Raw genomic sequence first — 17232 nt, 5'->3', positions numbered from 1 at the left:
CGCAAGCTGGCCGACGGAAAGTTCACCACCACGCTGTGAGCTTCCCGCCTCTGGCATGCTCGTGCCTTCGGGCCGTAACGGCAGTGCCCCCGGCGGCAGTTGATGATGCATGTCGAACAACAGCAGCCCCGCCAGGGACACCGAGACAGTTGTCTACCAGTCCAGCCTCACGCTGTCCACGGCCACTCTGACCTTGATCGGCGACCTGCTGCGCGGCCACCTGAAGAAGATCGGCTCCCGGTGGCGCAAGCTCCCACCCGGACAGATCGCCACGATCGTCCTCGCCGTTCTCCGCCACGACCAGCGGCTTGCCGACATGGCCGGCGGCAACCGCATCTCCGCCACGACGGTGCGCCGCTGGGTCTTGGAGGCGATCGAACTGCTCGCCGCACGGGCCCCACGGCTGGACCGGGCGCTGAAGAAAGTCACCCGAAAGGGCGGCCACGTCGTCCTGATCGACGGCACCCTGATCGATGGTGTCCCGCTGGTTGGTGCAGCCGATCTTGGTCAGGGCGTGTTGGTGGTGTTCGGTAGCGCGGGGGCGCTGTCGGGGAGCTCGGCGGGGTAGAGCTGGTCCATGCTTCCCTCGGGCAGGTAGCGGCGGGGGAAGGCGATCCATTCGTCGTGCAGTTCGAACAAGACGGCGGTGACCAGTCGCAGGAGCGCGTCGTCGTTGGGGAAGACCTGGACGACGTCGACGCGGCGCTTGACCTCGCGGTTGACCCGCTCCAGTGGATTGGTGGACTGAATCTTCTTCCAGTGGCGTTCGGGGAAGACCGCGAACGCGGTCAGGTCCTCCTTCGCTTCCAGGAGCATCGCCTTGACCTTGGGGAACTGGCCGCCGAGCATGTCGGCGACGGTGTCGAGCTGGGCACGGACCGTCTCGCCGGTCGGCTGGGCGAAGATCGTGCGGATCGTCGCGGCGACCATCTCGGCCGACTCCTTGCTGATCACGCCGAAGACATTGCGCAGGAAGTGGAGCCGTAGAGAAACAAGGTGTCGCTTCTGCCTGCTGGTGTCGTTGATCTGGTATGGCGTTTTCGGAGGGGGTGCACGGCCAACTTGCCGTGCGATTTGAGGTGTTGCTGCCGCATCTGAACGAGCGGCAGCGACGGCTGATGCTGGCGACGGAGGCCCGGCTGCTCGGCCATGGCGGCATCCGAGCTGTGGCTCGTGCTGCCAGGGTGAGCGAGACGACGGTCCGCCGGGGCGTTGTCGAACTGGAAGCTGGTGAACTGCCGCTTCCCGAAGGACGGGTACGCAGGTCGGGCGGGGGACGCAGACGCGCCGAGGAAGTCGACTCCGGGGTGCTGCCCGCGCTGATGGCGATGGTCGAGCCGGATGAGCGAGGCGATCCGATGTCCCCGCTTCGCTGGACGACGAAGTCGCTGCGCATCCTGGCCCAGGAGCTGACCCGTCAGGGCCACCCCGTCTCGGCGATGACGGTGGGCCGACTACTGAAGGAGAACGGGTTCAGCCTGCAAGCCCAGGCCAAAACGCTGGAGGGCAAGCAGCATCCGGACCGGGACGCCCAGTTCCACTACATCAACGAGCAGGTCAAACAGCACCAGGCCGACGGCGAGCCGGTGATCAGCGTGGACACGAAGAAGAAGGAGGTGCTCGGCCAGCTACCGAACGTCGGCCGCCAGTGGCGACCGAAGGGCGACCCGGTCCAGGTGACTCGTCGAAGGCCCACAGCTCTCCGACGGGCTCCCACCTCAGCCGCCCCGGCGGAACGGTCTTGACCAGGGAGATAATTCTCGACCGCTCTTCTTCGGTGATCCGTCGTTTACGGCCCTGCCCACCCAGATCCTCCAGTCCTGGCAGGCCCGAGCGGTTGAAGCGGTGCAGCCAGCAGCGGACCGTTTTCTGGCTGCAGCCCAGCTCCGAGGCGATCGCCGGTACGCGTAGTCCCGACCAGCTCATCTCAATCATCCGGGCCCGCATCACCACGTCCCGTGGAGCCTTCCGCGCCCGGGACGACCGGTGAACGATCCTGCGTTCGTCCTCACCACGCCCCGGCCGAGCTCGTAAGACCATCGCCCAGCACCCGCCCCCGAACACCCGAACCACCCCGGCACCAGGACATACACCCAGAGAAAGAGGAACCCAGCATTAGCGCTGGTTGGTCAGGTCGGGGGAGGCGGACGTACGCTTGAGGTGTCCGGCTGGGCCATTCCGGTGGGGGTGCCCTATGGCCACTTCGCGCAAGCCGACCGCGCCGACGGCGGAGGCGATCGACCGGTTCTGCGGCCACTTCGATGACCTGTTCTGCCGCTTGGCCGAGCGCACCGCCCTGCGGCACTACCTCATCGGCCTGCTGCTGCCCCGTGAGCGCAACAAGACCCTGACCGAGCTGGCCGCGCTGGTCCCCGGGGCCGACCGCCAGCGGCTGCACCACTTCCTGCACGACGCCCCCTGGGATCCCGACGCCCTGGGCGCGCGCCGACTGGAGCTGTGGCGGCAGCACCCGGGCCTGGGGCCGCACACCAACGGGGTGCTCATCATCGATGAGACCGGGGACCCCAAGCGGGGACGAGGCATCGTGCTGGCCGCCCAGCAGTACCTCGGCAAGCTCGGCCACACCGCCAACGGCGTCGTCTCCGTCACCAGCCACTGGGCCGACGGCACCCGCCACGTGCCGCTGGGGGTGCGGCCCTACCGGCCGGCCGCCCGGCTGCCGAAGGGCAAGGCCGATCCGGCCTTCGCCACCAAGCCGGAGCTGGCCTGGCAGCTGATCGAGCAGGCCCGGGGGGCCGGCGTGCCCTTCCGGGCGGTGGTCGCCGACTGCGTCTACGGCGAAAACCCGAAGCTCGAGGGACGCTTGAGGGCCGCCAGGATCCGCTATGTGCTGGCCCTGCGGCCCAGCCACGGCACCTGGCAGTTCGTGGACGACCCCGCTCATCCACCGGCGTTCACCCCCGCCGAGGCCGCCGCCCGCCTGCCGCTGGAGGACTGGCAACGCCTGGTGCTCACCGACAGCCACCACAGGCCGCTGGTGCGCTACGTCGCCGAGCTGGAACTGGGCACCGCCTATGGCCCCACCCGCGGGGTGCGCCTGATCGCCGCGAGTGCCGACCCGACGGTTCTCACGGCCGATTCGACCTGGTTCATGGCCACCAACCTCTCGGTGACCGAGGCCGATGCGCTCGAGGTCTACCGGATCTACCGGCTGCGGGACTGGATCGAGCACTACTACAAGCCGGTCAAGCACGAGCTGGGCTGGGCGGACTTCCAGGTCCGCTCCGAGGAGGCCATCGTGCGGCACTGGCAGCTGGTGATGCTGGCCTTCACCTTCAGCCTGCTGACCGCGGCCTCTCCTGACGGTGAGACAGGGAACGCCGACAGCACGGACAGCGGGCCGCTGGGGGAAAAATCCGCGACGGATCATCTGACAGGACACACTGCGGCAGGTCCGCAGCTGGCTGTGCCCCTGGGCCCGCCTGCAGCTGTACTGGCACCGCTGGTCCACCGCTCCGCCCCCGCCGGAACTGGCGGCGCTGCTTGAGCATGTGGGCCACTCTCGCCCGCTGGCCGCCCCAACCTGACCAACCAGCGCTAGTGCTGCGTTCCTCAAAGCAGGTAGACGAACTTCCGGCGCAGTCGGCGGTGCGGTGGCGGTGGTCGTCCCCAAACCCACGGGCGGGCACGGGTGTTGAGTTGGGCGGTGGCCACCCTCACGGCGTAGGCGATCTCGCCGGGGTCGGCGAAGGTCTGCCCGGCCAGCGCGGCCTTGCGCAGCAGCCGCCACCAGCCCTCGGCCAGGTTCAGCCAGCACGCGCCGACGGGGATGAAGACCTGATGGACCCTCGGGTGCTTCCGCAGCCACCTGCGGACGGGGCCGCTGGTGTGGCTGGAGAGGTTGTCGGCGATCACGTAGAGCCGGCCGCGCGGGTTGGCCCGGGCGATCTCCTGCAGTAGCCGGAGCCAGCCGGCGGTATTGCGGGACGGCGCGCAGAGGGTCACCTCCTGGCCGTCCGCCGGTCGCAGGGCCCCGTACACCCGGGTCTTCTCTCGCCCGCGGGAGTATTCCAGCGGCGCCTTGATCCGGTGCCCGCCGGGAGACCAGCCTGGGGCGGGGGCGAAGGTCCGCGGGATCACCGGGCCGAGCTCGTCCGCGCAGATCGCCGTGGAGCGCGGCGGCGGGTCGGTGTACAGCCCGACGACCCGCGCCCTTTTGGGGCGAACTCCGCATCGGTGCTGTGCGCCCAGGACCGCGGGTGCCGCCAGTGCACCCCCTCTGCCCGCAGGATCCGGCGCACCTGGCTGCGGTGGACGTCGATGCCCCGCTCGCGGGCGACTTCGGTGAGCGCATCCAGCGTCCACTCGCCCGGCCCGGCCTCGTCGGCAGCCTTCAGGACGCCGCCGGGACCGGGCACCGGGCGCCCGGGCGGGTCACTTTCGGCCAGAGCGATGATCACCGAGCGCTCGGCCTCGGTCAGCCGGCGGGGGCGTCCGGGGACCGGCCGGTCGCCGAGCCCGTCGATGCCCTCGGCGTTGAACCGGTGCAGCCGCTCCCGCACGGTCTTGGGATGGCAACCCAGTTCGGCGGCGATGGCGGTGACCTGCTTCCCGGCCCAGCTGAGGCTGATCATGCGGGCTCGCAGGATCCAATCAGCGGGGGCATGACGAGCGCCGGCCAGCTTGCGGATCTTGCGCTCCTCGTCCGGATCACGCGCCGGACGCGCGTACAGAGGCGGATACATGGCACAGTCCTTCACCACGCATCATGCGCCCCCTGACGCCCAGCGGTCCACACCCACTTTGAGGAACGCAGCACTAGTAGGCTGTCGCGGCTAATGCTTGGGGTAGAGGTGGCGCAGTTTGATGCGTGCATCGTGGGTGGTGAACTGCCAGTCCACCTGGCGTTGGTCGGTGTTGGTGGCGTTCTGCCACGCTGTGAGTTCGGTGTTGAGGATGTCGAGGTCGCCGATCCGGCGGTCGAGGCATTGTCGGGTCAGCGCGGAGAGTTCGATCTCGGCAATGTTGAGCCATGACCCGTGTTTGGGCGTGTGGTGGATCTCGAGGCGCTGGGCCAGGGCGAAGGCCTCTTGTGGTTCGAATGCCTCGTACAGCGAGGCGATGTTGTGGGTGTTGAGGTTGTCCATCACCAGCACTACGGCGTCGGCGTCGGGGTAATCCACGCTCAGTAACTGCTTGACCTGGCTGGCCCAGTCGATCCGGGTCCGTTGGGGCAGTGCCCGGGCTCGGCGCCAGCCGCGCAGGGGCTCGGCCCACACGAAGATGGAGCACGTGCCGCAGCGGATGTACTCGCTGTCCTGGCAGGCGTCGTGACCGGGGCGGGCCGGGAGCGGGTCGCGCGCGTGATCGAGGAGCTGGTAGGGCTTCTCGTCCATGCACACCACCGGACGTGCCGGGTCGTAGGGCCGGGCATAGACGGCTAGTACGTCTTCCATCCGGGCCGCGAACTCCGCGTTCGCTCGTGGCGGGATGGTCCAGCACTTCCTCAGATGAGGACGCAGTTCCGTTTTTTTAGGATCCTCCCGATGGTGGAGTGGTCCAGATCGGGGATGTCCTCGGCCAGTGCGACGTACTTCTCCAGCAGCCGCAGCGACCACCGGGCATAGCCCCGGGGCGGCTGTGAGCAGGCCATCGCGATCAGCCGGGCTTCGACCTCACCGGTCACCGGCGAGGGCACCGGCGGGAGGTCGCGTTTCTTCCGTGTGATTGTGGCGTGAACATCGCTGCCGGTCTCGGCGAAACGCTTGGCGACCAGCCGCAACGTCTCACCGGAAACGCCGAGCCTGGCCGCGATCACCTCCTTGGAATCAACCTCACCCACCGAGGTGTCCAGCGCAAGCAGCACCCGCGCGCGCATGATCATTGAGGCGCCACGAACACCAGTCGTGGTCACCCGGATCAGCTCCTCGCGATCCTGCGCGGTCAACGTGACCGGCCGCTTCTTCTGCGAACCCATGACAACAGTCCTGCCTGGCAGAAGAGACGGAATCTGCCAGACACCAACCTCCCACCAGATACGCCATCATTAAGCAGCGACACGCTACTAGCGCTGGTTGGTCAGGTTGGGGCGGCCAGCGGGCGAGAGTGGCCCACATGCTCAAGCAGCGCCGCCAGTTCCGGCGGGGGCGGAGCGGTGGACCAGCGGTGCCAGTACAGCTGCAGGCGGGCCCAGGGGCACAGCCAGCTGCGGACCTGCCGCAGTGTGTCCTGTCAGATGATCCGTCGCGGATTTTTCCCCAGCGGCCCGCTGTCCGTGCTGTCGGCGTTCCCTGTCTCACCGTCAGGAGAGGCCGCGGTCAGCAGGCTGAAGGTGAAGGCCAGCATCACCAGCTGCCAGTGCCGCACGATGGCCTCCTCGGAGCGGACCTGGAAGTCCGCCCAGCCCAGCTCGTGCTTGACCGGCTTGTAGTAGTGCTCGATCCAGTCCCGCAGCCGGTAGATCCGGTAGACCTCGAGCGCATCGGCCTCGGTCACCGAGAGGTTGGTGGCCATGAACCAGGTCGAATCGGCCGTGAGAACCGTCGGGTCGGCACTCGCGGCGATCAGGCGCACCCCGCGGGTGGGGCCATAGGCGGTGCCCAGTTCCAGCTCGGCGACGTAGCGCACCAGCGGCCTGTGGTGGCTGTCGGTGAGCACCAGGCGTTGCCAGTCCTCCAGCGGCAGGCGGGCGGCGGCCTCGGCGGGGGTGAACGCCGGTGGATGAGCGGGGTCGTCCACGAACTGCCAGGTGCCGTGGCTGGGCCGCAGGGCCAGCACATAGCGGATCCTGGCGGCCCTCAAGCGTCCCTCGAGCTTCGGGTTTTCGCCGTAGACGCAGTCGGCGACCACCGCCCGGAAGGGCACGCCGGCCCCCCGGGCCTGCTCGATCAGCTGCCAGGCCAGCTCCGGCTTGGTGGCGAAGGCCGGATCGGCCTTGCCCTTCGGCAGCCGGGCGGCCGGCCGGTAGGGCCGCACCCCCAGCGGCACGTGGCGGGTGCCGTCGGCCCAGTGGCTGGTGACGGAGACGACGCCGTTGGCGGTGTGGCCGAGCTTGCCGAGGTACTGCTGGGCGGCCAGCACGATGCCTCGTCCCCGCTTGGGGTCCCCGGTCTCATCGATGATGAGCACCCCGTTGGTGTGCGGCCCCAGGCCCGGGTGCTGCCGCCACAGCTCCAGTCGGCGCGCGCCCAGGGCGTCGGGATCCCAGGGGGCGTCGTGCAGGAAGTGGTGCAGCCGCTGGCGGTCGGCCCCGGGGACCAGCGCGGCCAGCTCGGTCAGGGTCTTGTTGCGCTCACGGGGCAGCAGCAGGCCGATGAGGTAGTGCCGCAGGGCGGTGCGCTCGGCCAAGCGGCAGAACAGGTCATCGAAGTGGCCGCAGAACCGGTCGATCGCCTCCGCCGTCGGCGCGGTCGGCTTGCGCGAAGTGGCCATAGGGCACCCCCACCGGAATGGCCCAGCCGGACACCTCAAGCGTACGTCCGCCTCCCCCGACCTGACCAACCAGCGATTAGGTAGCGATGCGCGGCTCGTTTGCCGGGAGCTGCCGGGGCTTTGGTCATGGTGATGGCCGTGGCGGTCGAGGCATCCGTACCGACTACCTGGTGGGCGTCGTCGAGGACGTCGTGCGGCTCGATGTCAGGCGTCGAAGCGCCATCGCTTGCTTTGATCGCCGATTCTATAGTAGACTGGTCATCTACTAGCCGGGACGCCAAGAACGGCGCGACGCCGTGGCGGCCCGGTACGGACGCACTCGCGAGCAGCAGATCGCTCGGGAGAAGCATGCGGCGTCCGAGGCGCGCCGAGGGACTCGACTTCCGGCGCGGGGGACGTGTGCACGGCAACACCTTCGATCTTCACCGCCTCCTGCACTTCGCCAGGGCCCGCGGTCTCCAGGCTGAGCTGCAGCCCGTCGAGCTCTTCGCGCGGGCACTGGAGCAAACGTGGGAGAACCCGCCGGCGGGCCGGCTCTGAGGCTCGTATCTGCCATTTTTTGTAACCGATTCCATTACATCCGCTTGGAGATCCTTCCGACGTGTACCGATCACTACTCGTCTTGACCGCCTCGCTGTTCGCCATCGGCACCGACAGCTTCGTCATCGCCGGCATCCTGCCGGACGCGGCACACTCGTTCGACGTCGGCGTCAGCACCGCGGGATGGCTGATCACCGCCTATTCCTTTGCCTACGCGATCCTCGGCCCGGTCATGGCAGCGGTCACCACGCACTGGCCGCGCCGCATGCTGTTCCTCGCTGGGCTCGGCGTCTTCGTCGTGGGCAACCTCCTGACGGCCCTCGCCCCCGCCTTCGGCGTGGCCCTGGTCGCGCGGGCGGTCGCCGGGCTCGGCGGCGCCATGGTCAGTCCCACCGCCATCGCGGCGGCCGCCGCGATCGCACCGCCGGAGCGCCGGGGACGCGCCATCGCTACCGTCCTGGCAGGCCTCAGCGCGGCGACCGCGCTCGGCTCTCCCATCGGCACGGCGATCGGCAGCCTCTCCGGCGACTGGCGTGCCACCATGCTGTTTGTCTCCGCCCTCGGCGTGCTCGCCGCCGCGGGAATCGTCCTGCTGCTGCCCAAGATCCCCAATCCGCCGCTGGTTCCGCTGCGTGCCCGCCTGGCTCCGCTTGGCGACCGCCGCATCGGCGTGACCCTGCTGACGACCCTGCTCGCCTTCACCGGCCTGTTCACCGCTTACTCCTACATTGCCAAAGGCCTGGACCGCGCCACCGACGGCAGCGGCACCACCCTGGCAGTCCTGCTGTTCATCTGGGGCGTGGCCGCCACCGTCGGAACGCTCGGCTCGGGCGCTCTGGTCGACCGGATCGGCGCCCGCCGCATCATCAACACCGCGATCGTCGTGATCGCCCTCGACTTCGCACTGCTGCCCTGGTCCAGCGCGCACCTGGCTACGACCGTCGTGGCGCTGATCCTGTGGGGCGTCTGCGCTTGGGGACTCGTCACGCCGCAGACGCACCGTCTGATCGGTGCCATGCCGGCGGCGGCTCCCATGCTCACCGGCCTCAACAATGCGTCGCTCCATGTCGGCGTCTCCATTGCGCCGCTGCTCGGGCAGGTCGGAATAGCGTGGTTCGGCGTACACCGGCTCGGCCTCGTGGGCGCCGTGCCGATCGTACTCAGCCTCATCGCAGCGGAGACGGCACAAGTCCTCATCCACCGCCACCGAGCGCCCGAAACAGCCACAGCGCAGGCAGAGCCGCTGCCCACCAAGTAACGCACAGCCGCCAAGGCCACGCGGCGGAAGGGCATTGAGTAATCCGATCCCCGGACGGCGACTCCCCGAAGATCCTGCTGGCCAACGTCGCGGAGGGGCGCCACGTCCGGACGGGCGGAGACGGGCAGGTGCCGGACCCGGGCTGACCGATGCCTGCCCGGCGCCCCCAACTCACAGCACGGGGAGCTGAGCTCCGGACGACGTGCGCCGCCGGGGTCACTTGACATGAGGTCAGGCGAGGCCCGCTCACTCACCCATGCATCCAACACACCTGAAGGAAGACGCTTGTGTTCGAGATACTTGGACTCGACCCTGTGGCCGAGTCCGTTTATCGAGTCATGCTGCTGCACAACCAGGATGGAATCGCAGCCATCGCGCAGCGTCTGGACATCAGCCCCGATCAGGTACGTGCAGCGTTGGACACTTTGAGCTCCCTGGCTCTTGTGAGGAAGTCGATCGGTGCTGATGACACCCTCCACGTAGTGAGTCCCCAAGTGGGTCTGCAGGCTCTCCTCACCCAGCAGCAGACAGAACTGGCAGGGCAACAGCAGCGCGTCGAGGCATCTCGTGCGGCCATTGCTCAGCTGGTATCCGAGTACGCTTCGCTGCGCGCCAGCTCCAGGCAGGAAGAAATCGAAAGTCTAGAAGGCACCGATCAGGTTCGCGACCGATTGCACCAAATTACCGATGAGGTCAAAGAGGAGATAGTCACCTTCGCGCCCGGTACGACAGCCGCACTTCGTTACTTGACCTGATCCTATGAGGGCCGGGCCCCCTTCCCTGCTCAGCCCGGCGATACCTATCGTCCGGGTATGTACGAGCTCAGGAGGGAGGCCCTCAATGTCTGTCTACGTCGGTATCGACGTGCACCGCAAGCGGTCGCAGATCGCGGTGGTCGAGGACGGCGGCGCGGTGCGGGTGAACCGGAACGTGCCCAACGGGGTGGAGCCGGTGCTTTCGGTGATCGGTGATCTTCCGATCGGGGCGCCGGTCGCCTTCGAGGCCGCCTACGGCTGGGGATGGCTGGTGGAGCTGCTGGAGGACTACGGATTCGAGCCGCATCTGGTGCATCCGCTGCGGTGCAAGGCGATCGCCTCCGCGCGACTGAAGAACGACAAGGTGGACGCGGCCACCCTGGCCCAGTTGCCGCGCGCAGATCTGCTACCGCAAGCGTGGATCGCCCCGCTGGACGTGCGGCAGCAGCGGGTCCTGGTGCGGCACCGCTGCCAGCTGGTGCGGCTGCGCACCCTGCTGCGCAACCGCGTCCACGCCGTCCTGGCGGATCACGGCTGCGACCGGCCCGGTGGCTACTCCACCACTCCGGGCCGGGCCTGGCTGCAGGCCCTGGATCTGCCGGATGCCTCGCGCCGCGTGGTCGACGATCTTCTGGTCCTGATGGACGCCCTCAAGGAGCCGATCGACGCCTTGGACGCACAGCTGCTCGCACAGGCGCGGGGCGACCCCAGGGTCAAGGCGCTCACCCAGCTGCCGGGGGTGGGCACGCTCACCGCCCTGGTCATGGTCGCCGAGATCGGCGACGTCACCCGCTTCCCGTCCGCGCGCAAGCTCACCGCCTGGGCCGGGCTGACGCCTACCGTCCGGGGATCGGATCTCACCGTCAGGCACGGGCACATCTCCAAGCAAGGCTCGGACTGGCTGCGGTGGATCTTGTGCGAGGCCACCCAGACCGCGAAGCGGTCGCCGGACTTCTCCGTCGCCTACCAGCGCCTCGCTCATCGCCGGGGCAAGAAGATCGCCACCACCGCGGTGGCCCGCCGCCTGCTGGCTCGCGCCTACCACGTCCTGCGCGAGGTTGGATCCACCCAGCTTCAGAGGCGCCGATGACTCCAGCAGACGACAATCGCCGCAGACGGTCGCAGACCCCGGGTGAGCTCGCCTTTCCGCATGAGACGGCCCAACGGCCGCGCTCGATGACCTGATTGAGCAGCCCGGATCCCCGCATCACGATCATGGCGCCGAGCGCCGGCCCGGTGCCGAATGGGTGCCTGTGAGACCACTCCGCCGGTCAGGACCCGCCGGGGATGTCAACGACCGTACCTGTGAATATCCGTGACGCTTCCTCGCCCTCATTCTCGACCGCCGCTCGTCGGCCTCCAGCTCGTTCGTCCTCGCCCCGATCATCCCTCGCGGGGCTCCAGGAGCTCCAACTGGACCCCTCCCACGCGGCGGGCTCACAGACGAACACGAAGAAGCCCAACAAGGAAAACGCCCCTGCTTCGACCAGGAAGCCGCAGGCGAGAGCCATCTACGCCCCTTGACAGGCCCGGCCCTCATGGGTGCGGTAAGGGCTGGAACCTGGCTGGTTCTCGTGGACTTTTGGGAACACAGCGGGAACACCGGCGCCGGCCTCCCGTCATGGCGAGCGTTGTTCCACGCAAGAACAAGGTCGGGGAGATCACCAGTTACCAGGTGACGTGGCGAGACGGTGGCTCGACGACCGGCGACTGGCAGACGGAGCGTTCGATGCCATCGCCTGCCATGCCGGTTGCGAGCAGTGCCGTCGTCGGCGTGCGTTCGGTGCCGGGATGTGGCCGTACGGCTCCGCGGAGGCTGCAGTCAAGGGCGTGAACGGCTGGCCGCCGTTGAGTTCCGCCGCGGCCGCCGCATCACCGGGAACCTTGCATGATGTCAGCGGCCGGGGAGCCGCTCGGTGATCTCCTGGAGCACCCAGCCGTTGCCGTCCGGGTCGCTGAAGGTGCAGAAGGAGCCGTAGGAGGCGCGCTCGGGCTGCGGGCCGGCGAGCCGCTGCTGGTCCTCGAGGTGGTGGGTGACCTCTCCGGCCTCGTGGCCGTGGTAGAAGAAGCTGGCGTCGTGGAAGATCTCACTCACCTCGATGCCGCGGTCGACGAGCTTCGCGCGGGCCTCCTCGATGTCGGAGACGACAAGGTACAGGCCTTGAGCCGAGCCTGGCGCGGCGGAGGTGATCCCGTTGCCGAAGATGATCGAGCACTCGGAGCCGGGCGGCGTGAACTGCACGCCGCGCCAGTCCTCGTTGGCGGTCTTGTCGAGGTCCAGGCGGAATCCGACCTTCTCGTAGAAGGCCTTGGCCCGGTCGACGTCGGAGACGGGCAGCACGATGACTTCGAGTTTCAGATCCATGGGAATGTCCTTACCTTCTTGTCGAGTGGACCGGTCGTCTGCTCGGATGGCAGGCGTCCGGCTGTTCGGTCTGCCGAGCGCTGGGGTGTTTTTGTTGCGGTCCGAACAGGACGTGCTCGGGCAGATCGGAGGGCGGCCGAAAGGCGCATCTGCGGCTCAGTGGCCGGCGCTCTGGCCGCCGTCCACGTGGAGGATCTCGCCGGTGACGAACGGGGCGTTCTCCAGGTAGAGCACTGCGTCGACCACGTCGCTGACCTCGCCCATACGGCCGACCGGGTGCAGGGCGGCGAGCACGTCCCAATACCCCTCGGTCATGGGGGTCTTGATGGTGCCAAGAGCGACGGCGTTGCTGCGGATGCCGCGGGTGGCGTACTCGATGGCCAGTGCCTTGGTCGCGGACTGCAGGCCGCCCTTGGTCAGCGAGGCCAGCACGGAGGGCACCGCCGAGCTGGCGTGGTCGACCAGGCTGGTGGTGATCTGGACAACGTGGCCGCCACCCTGGCGGATCATCTGCTCGATCGCGAGCTGGCTGATGCGGAAGAAACCGCTCAGGTTGACGCCGGTAACCGCGTCGTAGTCCTCCAGCGTGTACTCGGTGAACGGCTTGCCGACGAAGATGCCGGCGTTGTTGACCAGGGTTTCGATGCGGCCGAAGCGTTCCAGACCGGCTGCGATGACGCGCTCGGCGGTCGCCGGGTCGGAGATGTCGCCCTGGACGGTGAGGACGTCGGAGTCCTGGGAGGGAGCGATGTCGCGCGAGGTCGCGACGACGGCGTAGCCGAGCTTGCGGTAGGCCTCGACCAGTCCGGCACCGATACCCTGCGACGCACCGGTGATGACCGCGACCTTCGGAACAGAGGAGCTCATGGTTGTCCTTCCAGCGGGGAAACCAGCCGCCAGTCGACCGGTCACATATAGAAAGTAGACGACCGGTCGACATATTCCGAACCCCGGCAGCGCGCCACACAGAATCTCCCCGACCTGTGGTGAATGGCTTGCCCTGGTAGAAGGGAAAGCCATTCGCACCCGCCGACACCTCGGCCGCCCCTCGGTCGGGGAAAGTGCGGACAGGCCGTGTTGGAGTTGCTCGGCATCGCGCCTCCCCGGTCGGATCGGGTGACGACGGCTTGTCCTGCTACCGCGGTCGCGCGCCGCCTGCCCCTTCGCCGCCGGGACAGTCCCCTGGCCGGTGCATGCGGCAGTCCCTCCGGGGCGATGCCGCACCCCGTGCCGGTGACCTTGAAGACCCCCTGGTCCTCGTCGATCGGGTGGAGAGCACCTCACTGCCTTGTACGGGATCCGACCGCGCGGGCGGTTCAGCATGCCCCGAAATTATTCGGCGGCCGCGTCCAAGCCGTGCGGGTCAGCCCCACAGCCCCCTTCGTGCGACCCTCCGAAAGGGGCAGCCCGTGGCGGGCGAGGTCCCAGGCACGCGTTCCGGATCGCCTTGTTGTCCTGGTGGCCGGACACGCCAGCCGACGGATCTGATCGGCCGTGGCCACCTTCAGCACACCGAGCGCCGCCAGGGCGCAGCCGCGCACCGCGCTCATCTCCGCCGAGGCCGGCGCCCTCTGCAACGCAGAACACGGCCAGGTCAGCGCGGAGAGAGTCAACCACTGCAACGGCTACCGCTCGCGCGAGTGGGACACCCGGACGGGCACCATCGAGCTCGCCGCGTATCCAGTACGACGACCCCACGTCCGGTGACCGGGCCCCCCTGCCCTGTGCATCAGGCGCTGGGAACGCCGGCCCAGAAGTCGATCAGCGCTTCCGCCGTCTCGGCGGGCATCTGCAGATTGGGCGAGTGCCCCGCGCCCGCCAGCACCGTGCGACGGGCGCCCAGTCGCGTGGCCATGTCCTCCAGCAGTTCCGTCGTCCAGGTGTCGTCCTGGTCGCCGTACAGGACGTGCTTGGGCACTGCGGTGCGTGCGAGTTCCGCCGTCCGGTCAGGTTCGGACAGCAGTTGCCGTCCCACCACACGCAGGTGCGAGGGGTGGGTGCGCAGCCAGCGCGCGCGGAGGCGTTCTGTGTCGCCCGGCGACGCGTTCACGGGCCGGAGCTTGCGCATCGCCTCCCACACCTGGGCCATCGTCATGGTGTCGAGTGCTCCGAGGAGCAGCTTCAGTTGAAGCTGCCGCTCCTCGCCGACCTGGGCCGGGCCCGAGGACAGCAGGGTGAGGGACAGGAAGGGGCCCGGGTCCGTCAACACCGCCGCTCGCGCGAGGAGGCCGCCCATCGAGTGCCCCAGCAGATGCACCGGCCCGCCGAGAGCCTCGGCCTGCGCCAGAACATCCGCGGCCAGGGCGTCTTGCCGGTACGCGTCCTCCTCGTCGGGGCCGGTCGTCCCGTCCTGGCCTCGGGCGTCGACCGCGACCGCGCGGTAGCCGGCATCGACGACGTGGGGCAGGAGGGGAAGGAACTCGTCCTTGCTCCCGGTGTATCCCGGGAGCAGCAGAACGGTGCCGCGAGGGCCGTTCCTGGGAGTCGCCGCCAGCCCGGCGAATGTGCCGCGCCGGGTGCTCACCTCAAAGGGGCGGACATGCTGCGGCAGGGAAGAGTGAGTCATGGGGTGAGGAGCCTGCTGATCGGGTCGGTGCTGGGGGTGGCGACGGCGGCGTATACGGCAATAACCGTGATCACGCCGCGCCACCAGCCGATGTCTCGACACCGGGGTGGGTGTCTGCCTCAGCGGCTTCGGGGGCCGCGTGCCGGGCGTCGACCGCGGACTGCAGGGCCAGCTCGGCAGCGTGCACGCCGGTGTGGGGTACGTCCGCGTCGTCCTTACGCATGGCCTTCGTCTCGCTCTTGAGGATCCGCAGCGACTGACCGAAGGAGCGGGCCATCTCGGGAAGGCGCTTGGCGCCGAACAGGATTAGGACGACGACGAGGAGGATGAGGAGCTCTGGTGCTCCGAGCTTGTTGAACATGGGCGTTTCCTTTCTGAGGGACTGAGGCACGAGAGCGGTGACTCCTGTGCGGTCGGCCTGGCTGCCGGCAAACGCGGGATCCGTGCTCTGAGTGCCGGTCGATGCGTCGACGTGCCGGGCCGGCGGCGCGCAGAGGGAACCGGCCGCACAACGGTGTAAGGCCCCTGTGCTGCCGGCCGGGATCGCTGCTGCGACGACATGAGGTGGCGTTCGGCCTTGCTGTGTCAGGAGGCTCGGGCCCTGCGGACCAACCCGGCCGTGACGTCGACGACGAGGAATCCCAAGAGGGTGATCCCCAGAACGGGAAGTGCCCAGCAGAGTGCGGCGACGGCCGGGACACCAAGGACCAGCACCGGCAGGGGCAGCCGTCGCCAGGTGCCGCGTGCCGGGGCTTTGCCGAGCGGCGCGGTGCGGTTCTCGCGTGTGGGGCGGCGCTGCCACCACATCCGGTAGCCCCAGCCGATGACGAGGACCAGGCCGAGCGCGATCACCGCCAGCACGATCTGGTTGACGATCCCGAACAGCAGGCCCTTGTGGCCCTGCACACCGAGTTTGCTGAGCTTCGCCAGGACCGGGTAGTCCGCCCACCGGCTCTCGGAGGTGACCTCGCCCTTCACGGCGTCGACGGCGACCTGGTCGTAGTGCACGGGCCACCTGTCGTCGTCCTGGGCGACGGTCCAGGCGGTCGTCGCGTCGGCGGGCGGCGTCAGCTCCACCATGCCGCCGAGCCCGGCGTTCCGCGCCACCGCGAGGACCGTGTCGAAGTCGGCCGGGTCCGCCGACCCTGTGGCCTGGCCGGCGCTGTGCCCCGCATGTCCCTGGTGTCCTTCCCCGGTCGGCGCCTGCGCGCCGGGCAGGGCGGTGTCGAGTTCCGGCGCGTGGCCCTCGGCCGCGTCGAGCAGCTGCCCGAACCGGTCACCCGCGTAGTGCGACCAGGTCAGGCCGGTCGCGCTGAGGAAGAGCAGACCGAGGGCGATCCACACACCCGTGGCGGCGTGCCGACTGCGCGTACGTCGCACGCGGCGCGCGGAGCGGTCGGGCAGCAGGACGCCGCGCGCGGATCTCGCACGCTGTCCGCGGGCGCGCCCGAGCCAGAGCACGAGTCCGCCGGTGACGAGCACCCAGAGCCAGCTCGCGGCGACCTCGGAGTACAGGCGGCCGGTCTCGCCGAAATGGAGATTGCGGTGGAGGTCGTCCAGCCATGTGGTGAGGGGCGTGGAGCCCCACGAGGTGGTCAGCTCGCCCTTCACCTCGGCGGTGTAGGGGTTGACGAACACCGTGCGTTGCTTGTCGCCCAGCTCCGGGACGGAGAGCACCACCCGCGTGGTGTCCTGCGGTCCGGGCGGGGTGATCACCGAGGCGAGCGTGCCTTCCGGGTGGGTGGCCCGGGCGGCGGCGATCTGCTCCGCGAGCGGGCGCGGTTCATCGCCCGGTTCCTCCACGCGCAGCCGGTCGCCGTAGACGAGTTGGTCGAGTTGCGGGGTGAAAGTGTAGGCCAGGCCGGTCAGCGCGGCCACGAGCAGGAAGGGGGCGACGAATACCCCGGCGTAGAAGTGCAGGCGGACGAGGAGTGCCCGTACGCCCTCCCATGAACGGGCCGGCTGTGCGGGTCCGATTCCCGCGGCGGGCGGCGGCGAGGCAGGGCCAGCGGCCCCTGCCGCGGCCACGCCGGCCCCACCGAGGTCGTTCTGCGGTGTGTGTTCTTGTGTCGAAGACATGTGGGATTCCCAATCGGCACCCACGCTCGAGCAGTGGGTGCGAAGAAGCCGGCGAGTTGGTCGCCGGAGGGGTGGAACGGTGTGACACGGCGGCAGTCGGAGCCCAGGGTCAGCTGAACTTCCGGTGGGGCAATCCTCACTTCGTCGGGGGCGTGGTCCGGGTTCCGCCCAGGGCGGCGTGCGGCCGTCGGACTTCGCCGGCCTCTCGCGACCTCGCGGTCGCACAGGTGGTTCGGTTCGTGTCAGTGCTGAGCCCCGGTGGCTCGGACCCACACAC

17 protein-coding genes and 4 pseudogenes are annotated in these 17232 nt (G+C 68.9%); 8 read left to right on the top strand and 13 right to left on the bottom strand.

All coding sequences use genetic code 11. The annotated features are described in order from the left end of the window. Window positions 1-109: 109 nt before the first annotated feature. Window positions 110-568: a hypothetical protein gene (locus ACQEXA_RS11870; RefSeq protein WP_433129703.1), complete on the top strand. Its 459-nt coding sequence runs from the start codon at window positions 110-112 to the stop codon at window positions 566-568. Here ACQEXA_RS11870 and ACQEXA_RS11865 read toward each other — a convergent pair. Next, a pseudogene (locus ACQEXA_RS11865) lies at window positions 508-984 on the bottom strand (transposase); the annotation flags it as partial. The gene ACQEXA_RS11870 and the pseudogene ACQEXA_RS11865 overlap by 61 nt on opposite strands. A gap of 47 nt (window positions 985-1031) precedes the next feature. Between ACQEXA_RS11865 and ACQEXA_RS11860 the strand changes: the two are divergent. Then, window positions 1032-1679 (top strand): annotated as a pseudogene (locus tag ACQEXA_RS11860) (ISAzo13 family transposase); the annotation flags it as partial. Here ACQEXA_RS11860 and ACQEXA_RS11855 read toward each other — a convergent pair. Further along, window positions 1591-1947: a helix-turn-helix domain-containing protein gene (locus ACQEXA_RS11855; protein ID WP_433134523.1), complete on the bottom strand. Its 357-nt coding sequence runs from the start codon at window positions 1945-1947 to the stop codon at window positions 1591-1593. The pseudogene ACQEXA_RS11860 and the gene ACQEXA_RS11855 sit on opposite strands and share 89 nt — an antisense overlap. A 247-nt stretch (window positions 1948-2194) precedes the next feature. On the opposite strand from ACQEXA_RS11855, the gene ACQEXA_RS11850 reads away from it, so the two are divergent. Beyond that, window positions 2195-3508, top strand: coding sequence for an IS701 family transposase (locus ACQEXA_RS11850; RefSeq protein WP_433129701.1), 1314 nt, complete (start codon window positions 2195-2197; stop codon window positions 3506-3508). Window positions 3509-3573: 65 nt separating this feature from the next. Here the strand turns inward: ACQEXA_RS11850 and ACQEXA_RS11845 are convergent, their stop codons facing one another. The 5 genes from ACQEXA_RS11845 to ACQEXA_RS11825 form a co-directional block, all read right to left on the bottom strand. Further along, window positions 3574-4125: an IS630 family transposase gene (locus ACQEXA_RS11845; protein WP_433134521.1), complete on the bottom strand. Its 552-nt coding sequence runs from the start codon at window positions 4123-4125 to the stop codon at window positions 3574-3576. After that, window positions 4098-4706 (bottom strand): helix-turn-helix domain-containing protein, encoded by a 609-nt coding sequence (locus ACQEXA_RS11840; RefSeq protein WP_432924880.1) that lies wholly within the window; start codon window positions 4704-4706, stop codon window positions 4098-4100. The genes ACQEXA_RS11845 and ACQEXA_RS11840 overlap by 28 nt, the downstream gene beginning before the upstream one ends. 90 nt (window positions 4707-4796) lie before the next feature. Beyond that, window positions 4797-5579, bottom strand: a complete 783-nt coding sequence (locus ACQEXA_RS11835; RefSeq protein WP_433129699.1) for an IS630 family transposase — start codon at window positions 5577-5579, stop codon at window positions 4797-4799. Further along, window positions 5468-5938 (bottom strand): helix-turn-helix domain-containing protein, encoded by a 471-nt coding sequence (locus ACQEXA_RS11830; protein ID WP_433128436.1) that lies wholly within the window; start codon window positions 5936-5938, stop codon window positions 5468-5470. Before ACQEXA_RS11830 ends, ACQEXA_RS11835 begins: the two co-directional genes overlap by 112 nt. A gap of 254 nt (window positions 5939-6192) precedes the next feature. Further along, on the bottom strand, window positions 6193-7392 hold the full coding sequence (locus tag ACQEXA_RS11825) for an IS701 family transposase (RefSeq protein WP_433129697.1): 1200 nt from the start codon (window positions 7390-7392) through the stop codon (window positions 6193-6195). 348 nt (window positions 7393-7740) lie between these two features. Here ACQEXA_RS11825 and ACQEXA_RS11820 point away from each other — a divergent pair, with 348 nt between their 5' ends. From ACQEXA_RS11820 to ACQEXA_RS11805, 4 genes are all read left to right on the top strand, one after another. Then, on the top strand, window positions 7741-7932 hold the full coding sequence (locus ACQEXA_RS11820) for a hypothetical protein (RefSeq protein WP_433129695.1): 192 nt from the start codon (window positions 7741-7743) through the stop codon (window positions 7930-7932). Between the two features lie 61 nt (window positions 7933-7993). Then, window positions 7994-9190 (top strand): MFS transporter, encoded by a 1197-nt coding sequence (locus tag ACQEXA_RS11815; protein ID WP_433129694.1) that lies wholly within the window; start codon window positions 7994-7996, stop codon window positions 9188-9190. A 287-nt stretch (window positions 9191-9477) separates the two neighbouring features. Continuing rightward, on the top strand, window positions 9478-9945 hold the full coding sequence (locus ACQEXA_RS11810) for a hypothetical protein (RefSeq protein WP_433129692.1): 468 nt from the start codon (window positions 9478-9480) through the stop codon (window positions 9943-9945). An 85-nt stretch (window positions 9946-10030) separates the two neighbouring features. Then, a complete protein-coding gene (locus ACQEXA_RS11805; protein ID WP_433129690.1) occupies window positions 10031-11035 on the top strand; it encodes an IS110 family transposase in 1005 nt (334 codons plus the stop codon). A gap of 804 nt (window positions 11036-11839) precedes the next feature. On the opposite strand, the gene ACQEXA_RS11800 is transcribed toward ACQEXA_RS11805, so the two are convergent. After that, window positions 11840-12310, bottom strand: coding sequence for a VOC family protein (locus ACQEXA_RS11800; protein ID WP_432934532.1), 471 nt, complete (start codon window positions 12308-12310; stop codon window positions 11840-11842). Window positions 12311-12466: 156 nt separating this feature from the next. Beyond that, complete coding sequence (locus ACQEXA_RS11795) at window positions 12467-13177, bottom strand: SDR family NAD(P)-dependent oxidoreductase (protein ID WP_432934530.1); 711 nt, start codon at window positions 13175-13177, stop codon at window positions 12467-12469. A 627-nt stretch (window positions 13178-13804) separates the two neighbouring features. On the opposite strand from ACQEXA_RS11795, the pseudogene ACQEXA_RS11790 reads away from it, so the two are divergent. Next, window positions 13805-14002: pseudogene (locus tag ACQEXA_RS11790) on the top strand (transposase); the annotation flags it as partial. Between the two features lie 37 nt (window positions 14003-14039). Here the strand turns inward: ACQEXA_RS11790 and ACQEXA_RS11785 are convergent. The 4 genes and pseudogenes from ACQEXA_RS11785 to ACQEXA_RS11770 all read right to left on the bottom strand — a co-directional run bounded on the left by ACQEXA_RS11785 (window position 14040) and on the right by ACQEXA_RS11770 (window position 16955). After that, window positions 14040-14876 (bottom strand): alpha/beta fold hydrolase, encoded by an 837-nt coding sequence (locus ACQEXA_RS11785; protein WP_432934528.1) that lies wholly within the window; start codon window positions 14874-14876, stop codon window positions 14040-14042. 8 nt (window positions 14877-14884) lie between these two features. Then, window positions 14885-14974 (bottom strand): annotated as a pseudogene (locus tag ACQEXA_RS11780) (twin-arginine translocase subunit TatC); the annotation flags it as partial. Then, window positions 14947-15237, bottom strand: a complete 291-nt coding sequence (tatA, locus tag ACQEXA_RS11775; protein ID WP_432934527.1) for a Sec-independent protein translocase subunit TatA — start codon at window positions 15235-15237, stop codon at window positions 14947-14949. The pseudogene ACQEXA_RS11780 and the gene tatA, both read right to left, overlap by 28 nt. Window positions 15238-15461: 224 nt before the next feature. Then, on the bottom strand, window positions 15462-16955 hold the full coding sequence (locus ACQEXA_RS11770; protein ID WP_433129688.1) for a PepSY-associated TM helix domain-containing protein: 1494 nt from the start codon (window positions 16953-16955) through the stop codon (window positions 15462-15464). Window positions 16956-17232 lie beyond the last annotated feature (277 nt).

It is taken from the genome of Streptomyces sp. CA-106110, assembly GCF_050936285.1.
Lineage (GTDB): Bacteria > Actinomycetota > Actinomycetes > Streptomycetales > Streptomycetaceae > Streptomyces.
This window is presented reverse-complemented; position numbering and strand designations above follow the sequence as displayed.

Bases quoted from the DNA above. Each gene is read 5' to 3' on its own strand.
- ACQEXA_RS11870 (WP_433129703.1), top strand. From the start codon at position 110: ATGTCGAACAACAGCAGCCCCGCCAGGGACACCGAGACAGTTGTCTAC.
- ACQEXA_RS11855 (WP_433134523.1), bottom strand. From the start codon at position 1,947: ATGCGGGCCCGGATGATTGAGATGAGCTGGTCGGGACTACGCGTACCG.
- ACQEXA_RS11850 (WP_433129701.1), top strand. From the start codon at position 2,195: ATGGCCACTTCGCGCAAGCCGACCGCGCCGACGGCGGAGGCGATCGAC.
- ACQEXA_RS11840 (WP_432924880.1), bottom strand. From the start codon at position 4,706: ATGTATCCGCCTCTGTACGCGCGTCCGGCGCGTGATCCGGACGAGGAG.
- ACQEXA_RS11830 (WP_433128436.1), bottom strand. From the start codon at position 5,938: ATGGGTTCGCAGAAGAAGCGGCCGGTCACGTTGACCGCGCAGGATCGC.
- ACQEXA_RS11825 (WP_433129697.1), bottom strand. From the start codon at position 7,392: ATGGCCACTTCGCGCAAGCCGACCGCGCCGACGGCGGAGGCGATCGAC.
- ACQEXA_RS11820 (WP_433129695.1), top strand. From the start codon at position 7,741: ATGCGGCGTCCGAGGCGCGCCGAGGGACTCGACTTCCGGCGCGGGGGA.
- ACQEXA_RS11805 (WP_433129690.1), top strand. From the start codon at position 10,031: ATGTCTGTCTACGTCGGTATCGACGTGCACCGCAAGCGGTCGCAGATC.
- ACQEXA_RS11800 (WP_432934532.1), bottom strand. From the start codon at position 12,310: ATGGATCTGAAACTCGAAGTCATCGTGCTGCCCGTCTCCGACGTCGAC.
- ACQEXA_RS11795 (WP_432934530.1), bottom strand. From the start codon at position 13,177: ATGAGCTCCTCTGTTCCGAAGGTCGCGGTCATCACCGGTGCGTCGCAG.
- ACQEXA_RS11785 (WP_432934528.1), bottom strand. From the start codon at position 14,876: ATGACTCACTCTTCCCTGCCGCAGCATGTCCGCCCCTTTGAGGTGAGC.
- tatA (WP_432934527.1), bottom strand. From the start codon at position 15,237: ATGTTCAACAAGCTCGGAGCACCAGAGCTCCTCATCCTCCTCGTCGTC.
- ACQEXA_RS11770 (WP_433129688.1), bottom strand. From the start codon at position 16,955: ATGTCTTCGACACAAGAACACACACCGCAGAACGACCTCGGTGGGGCC.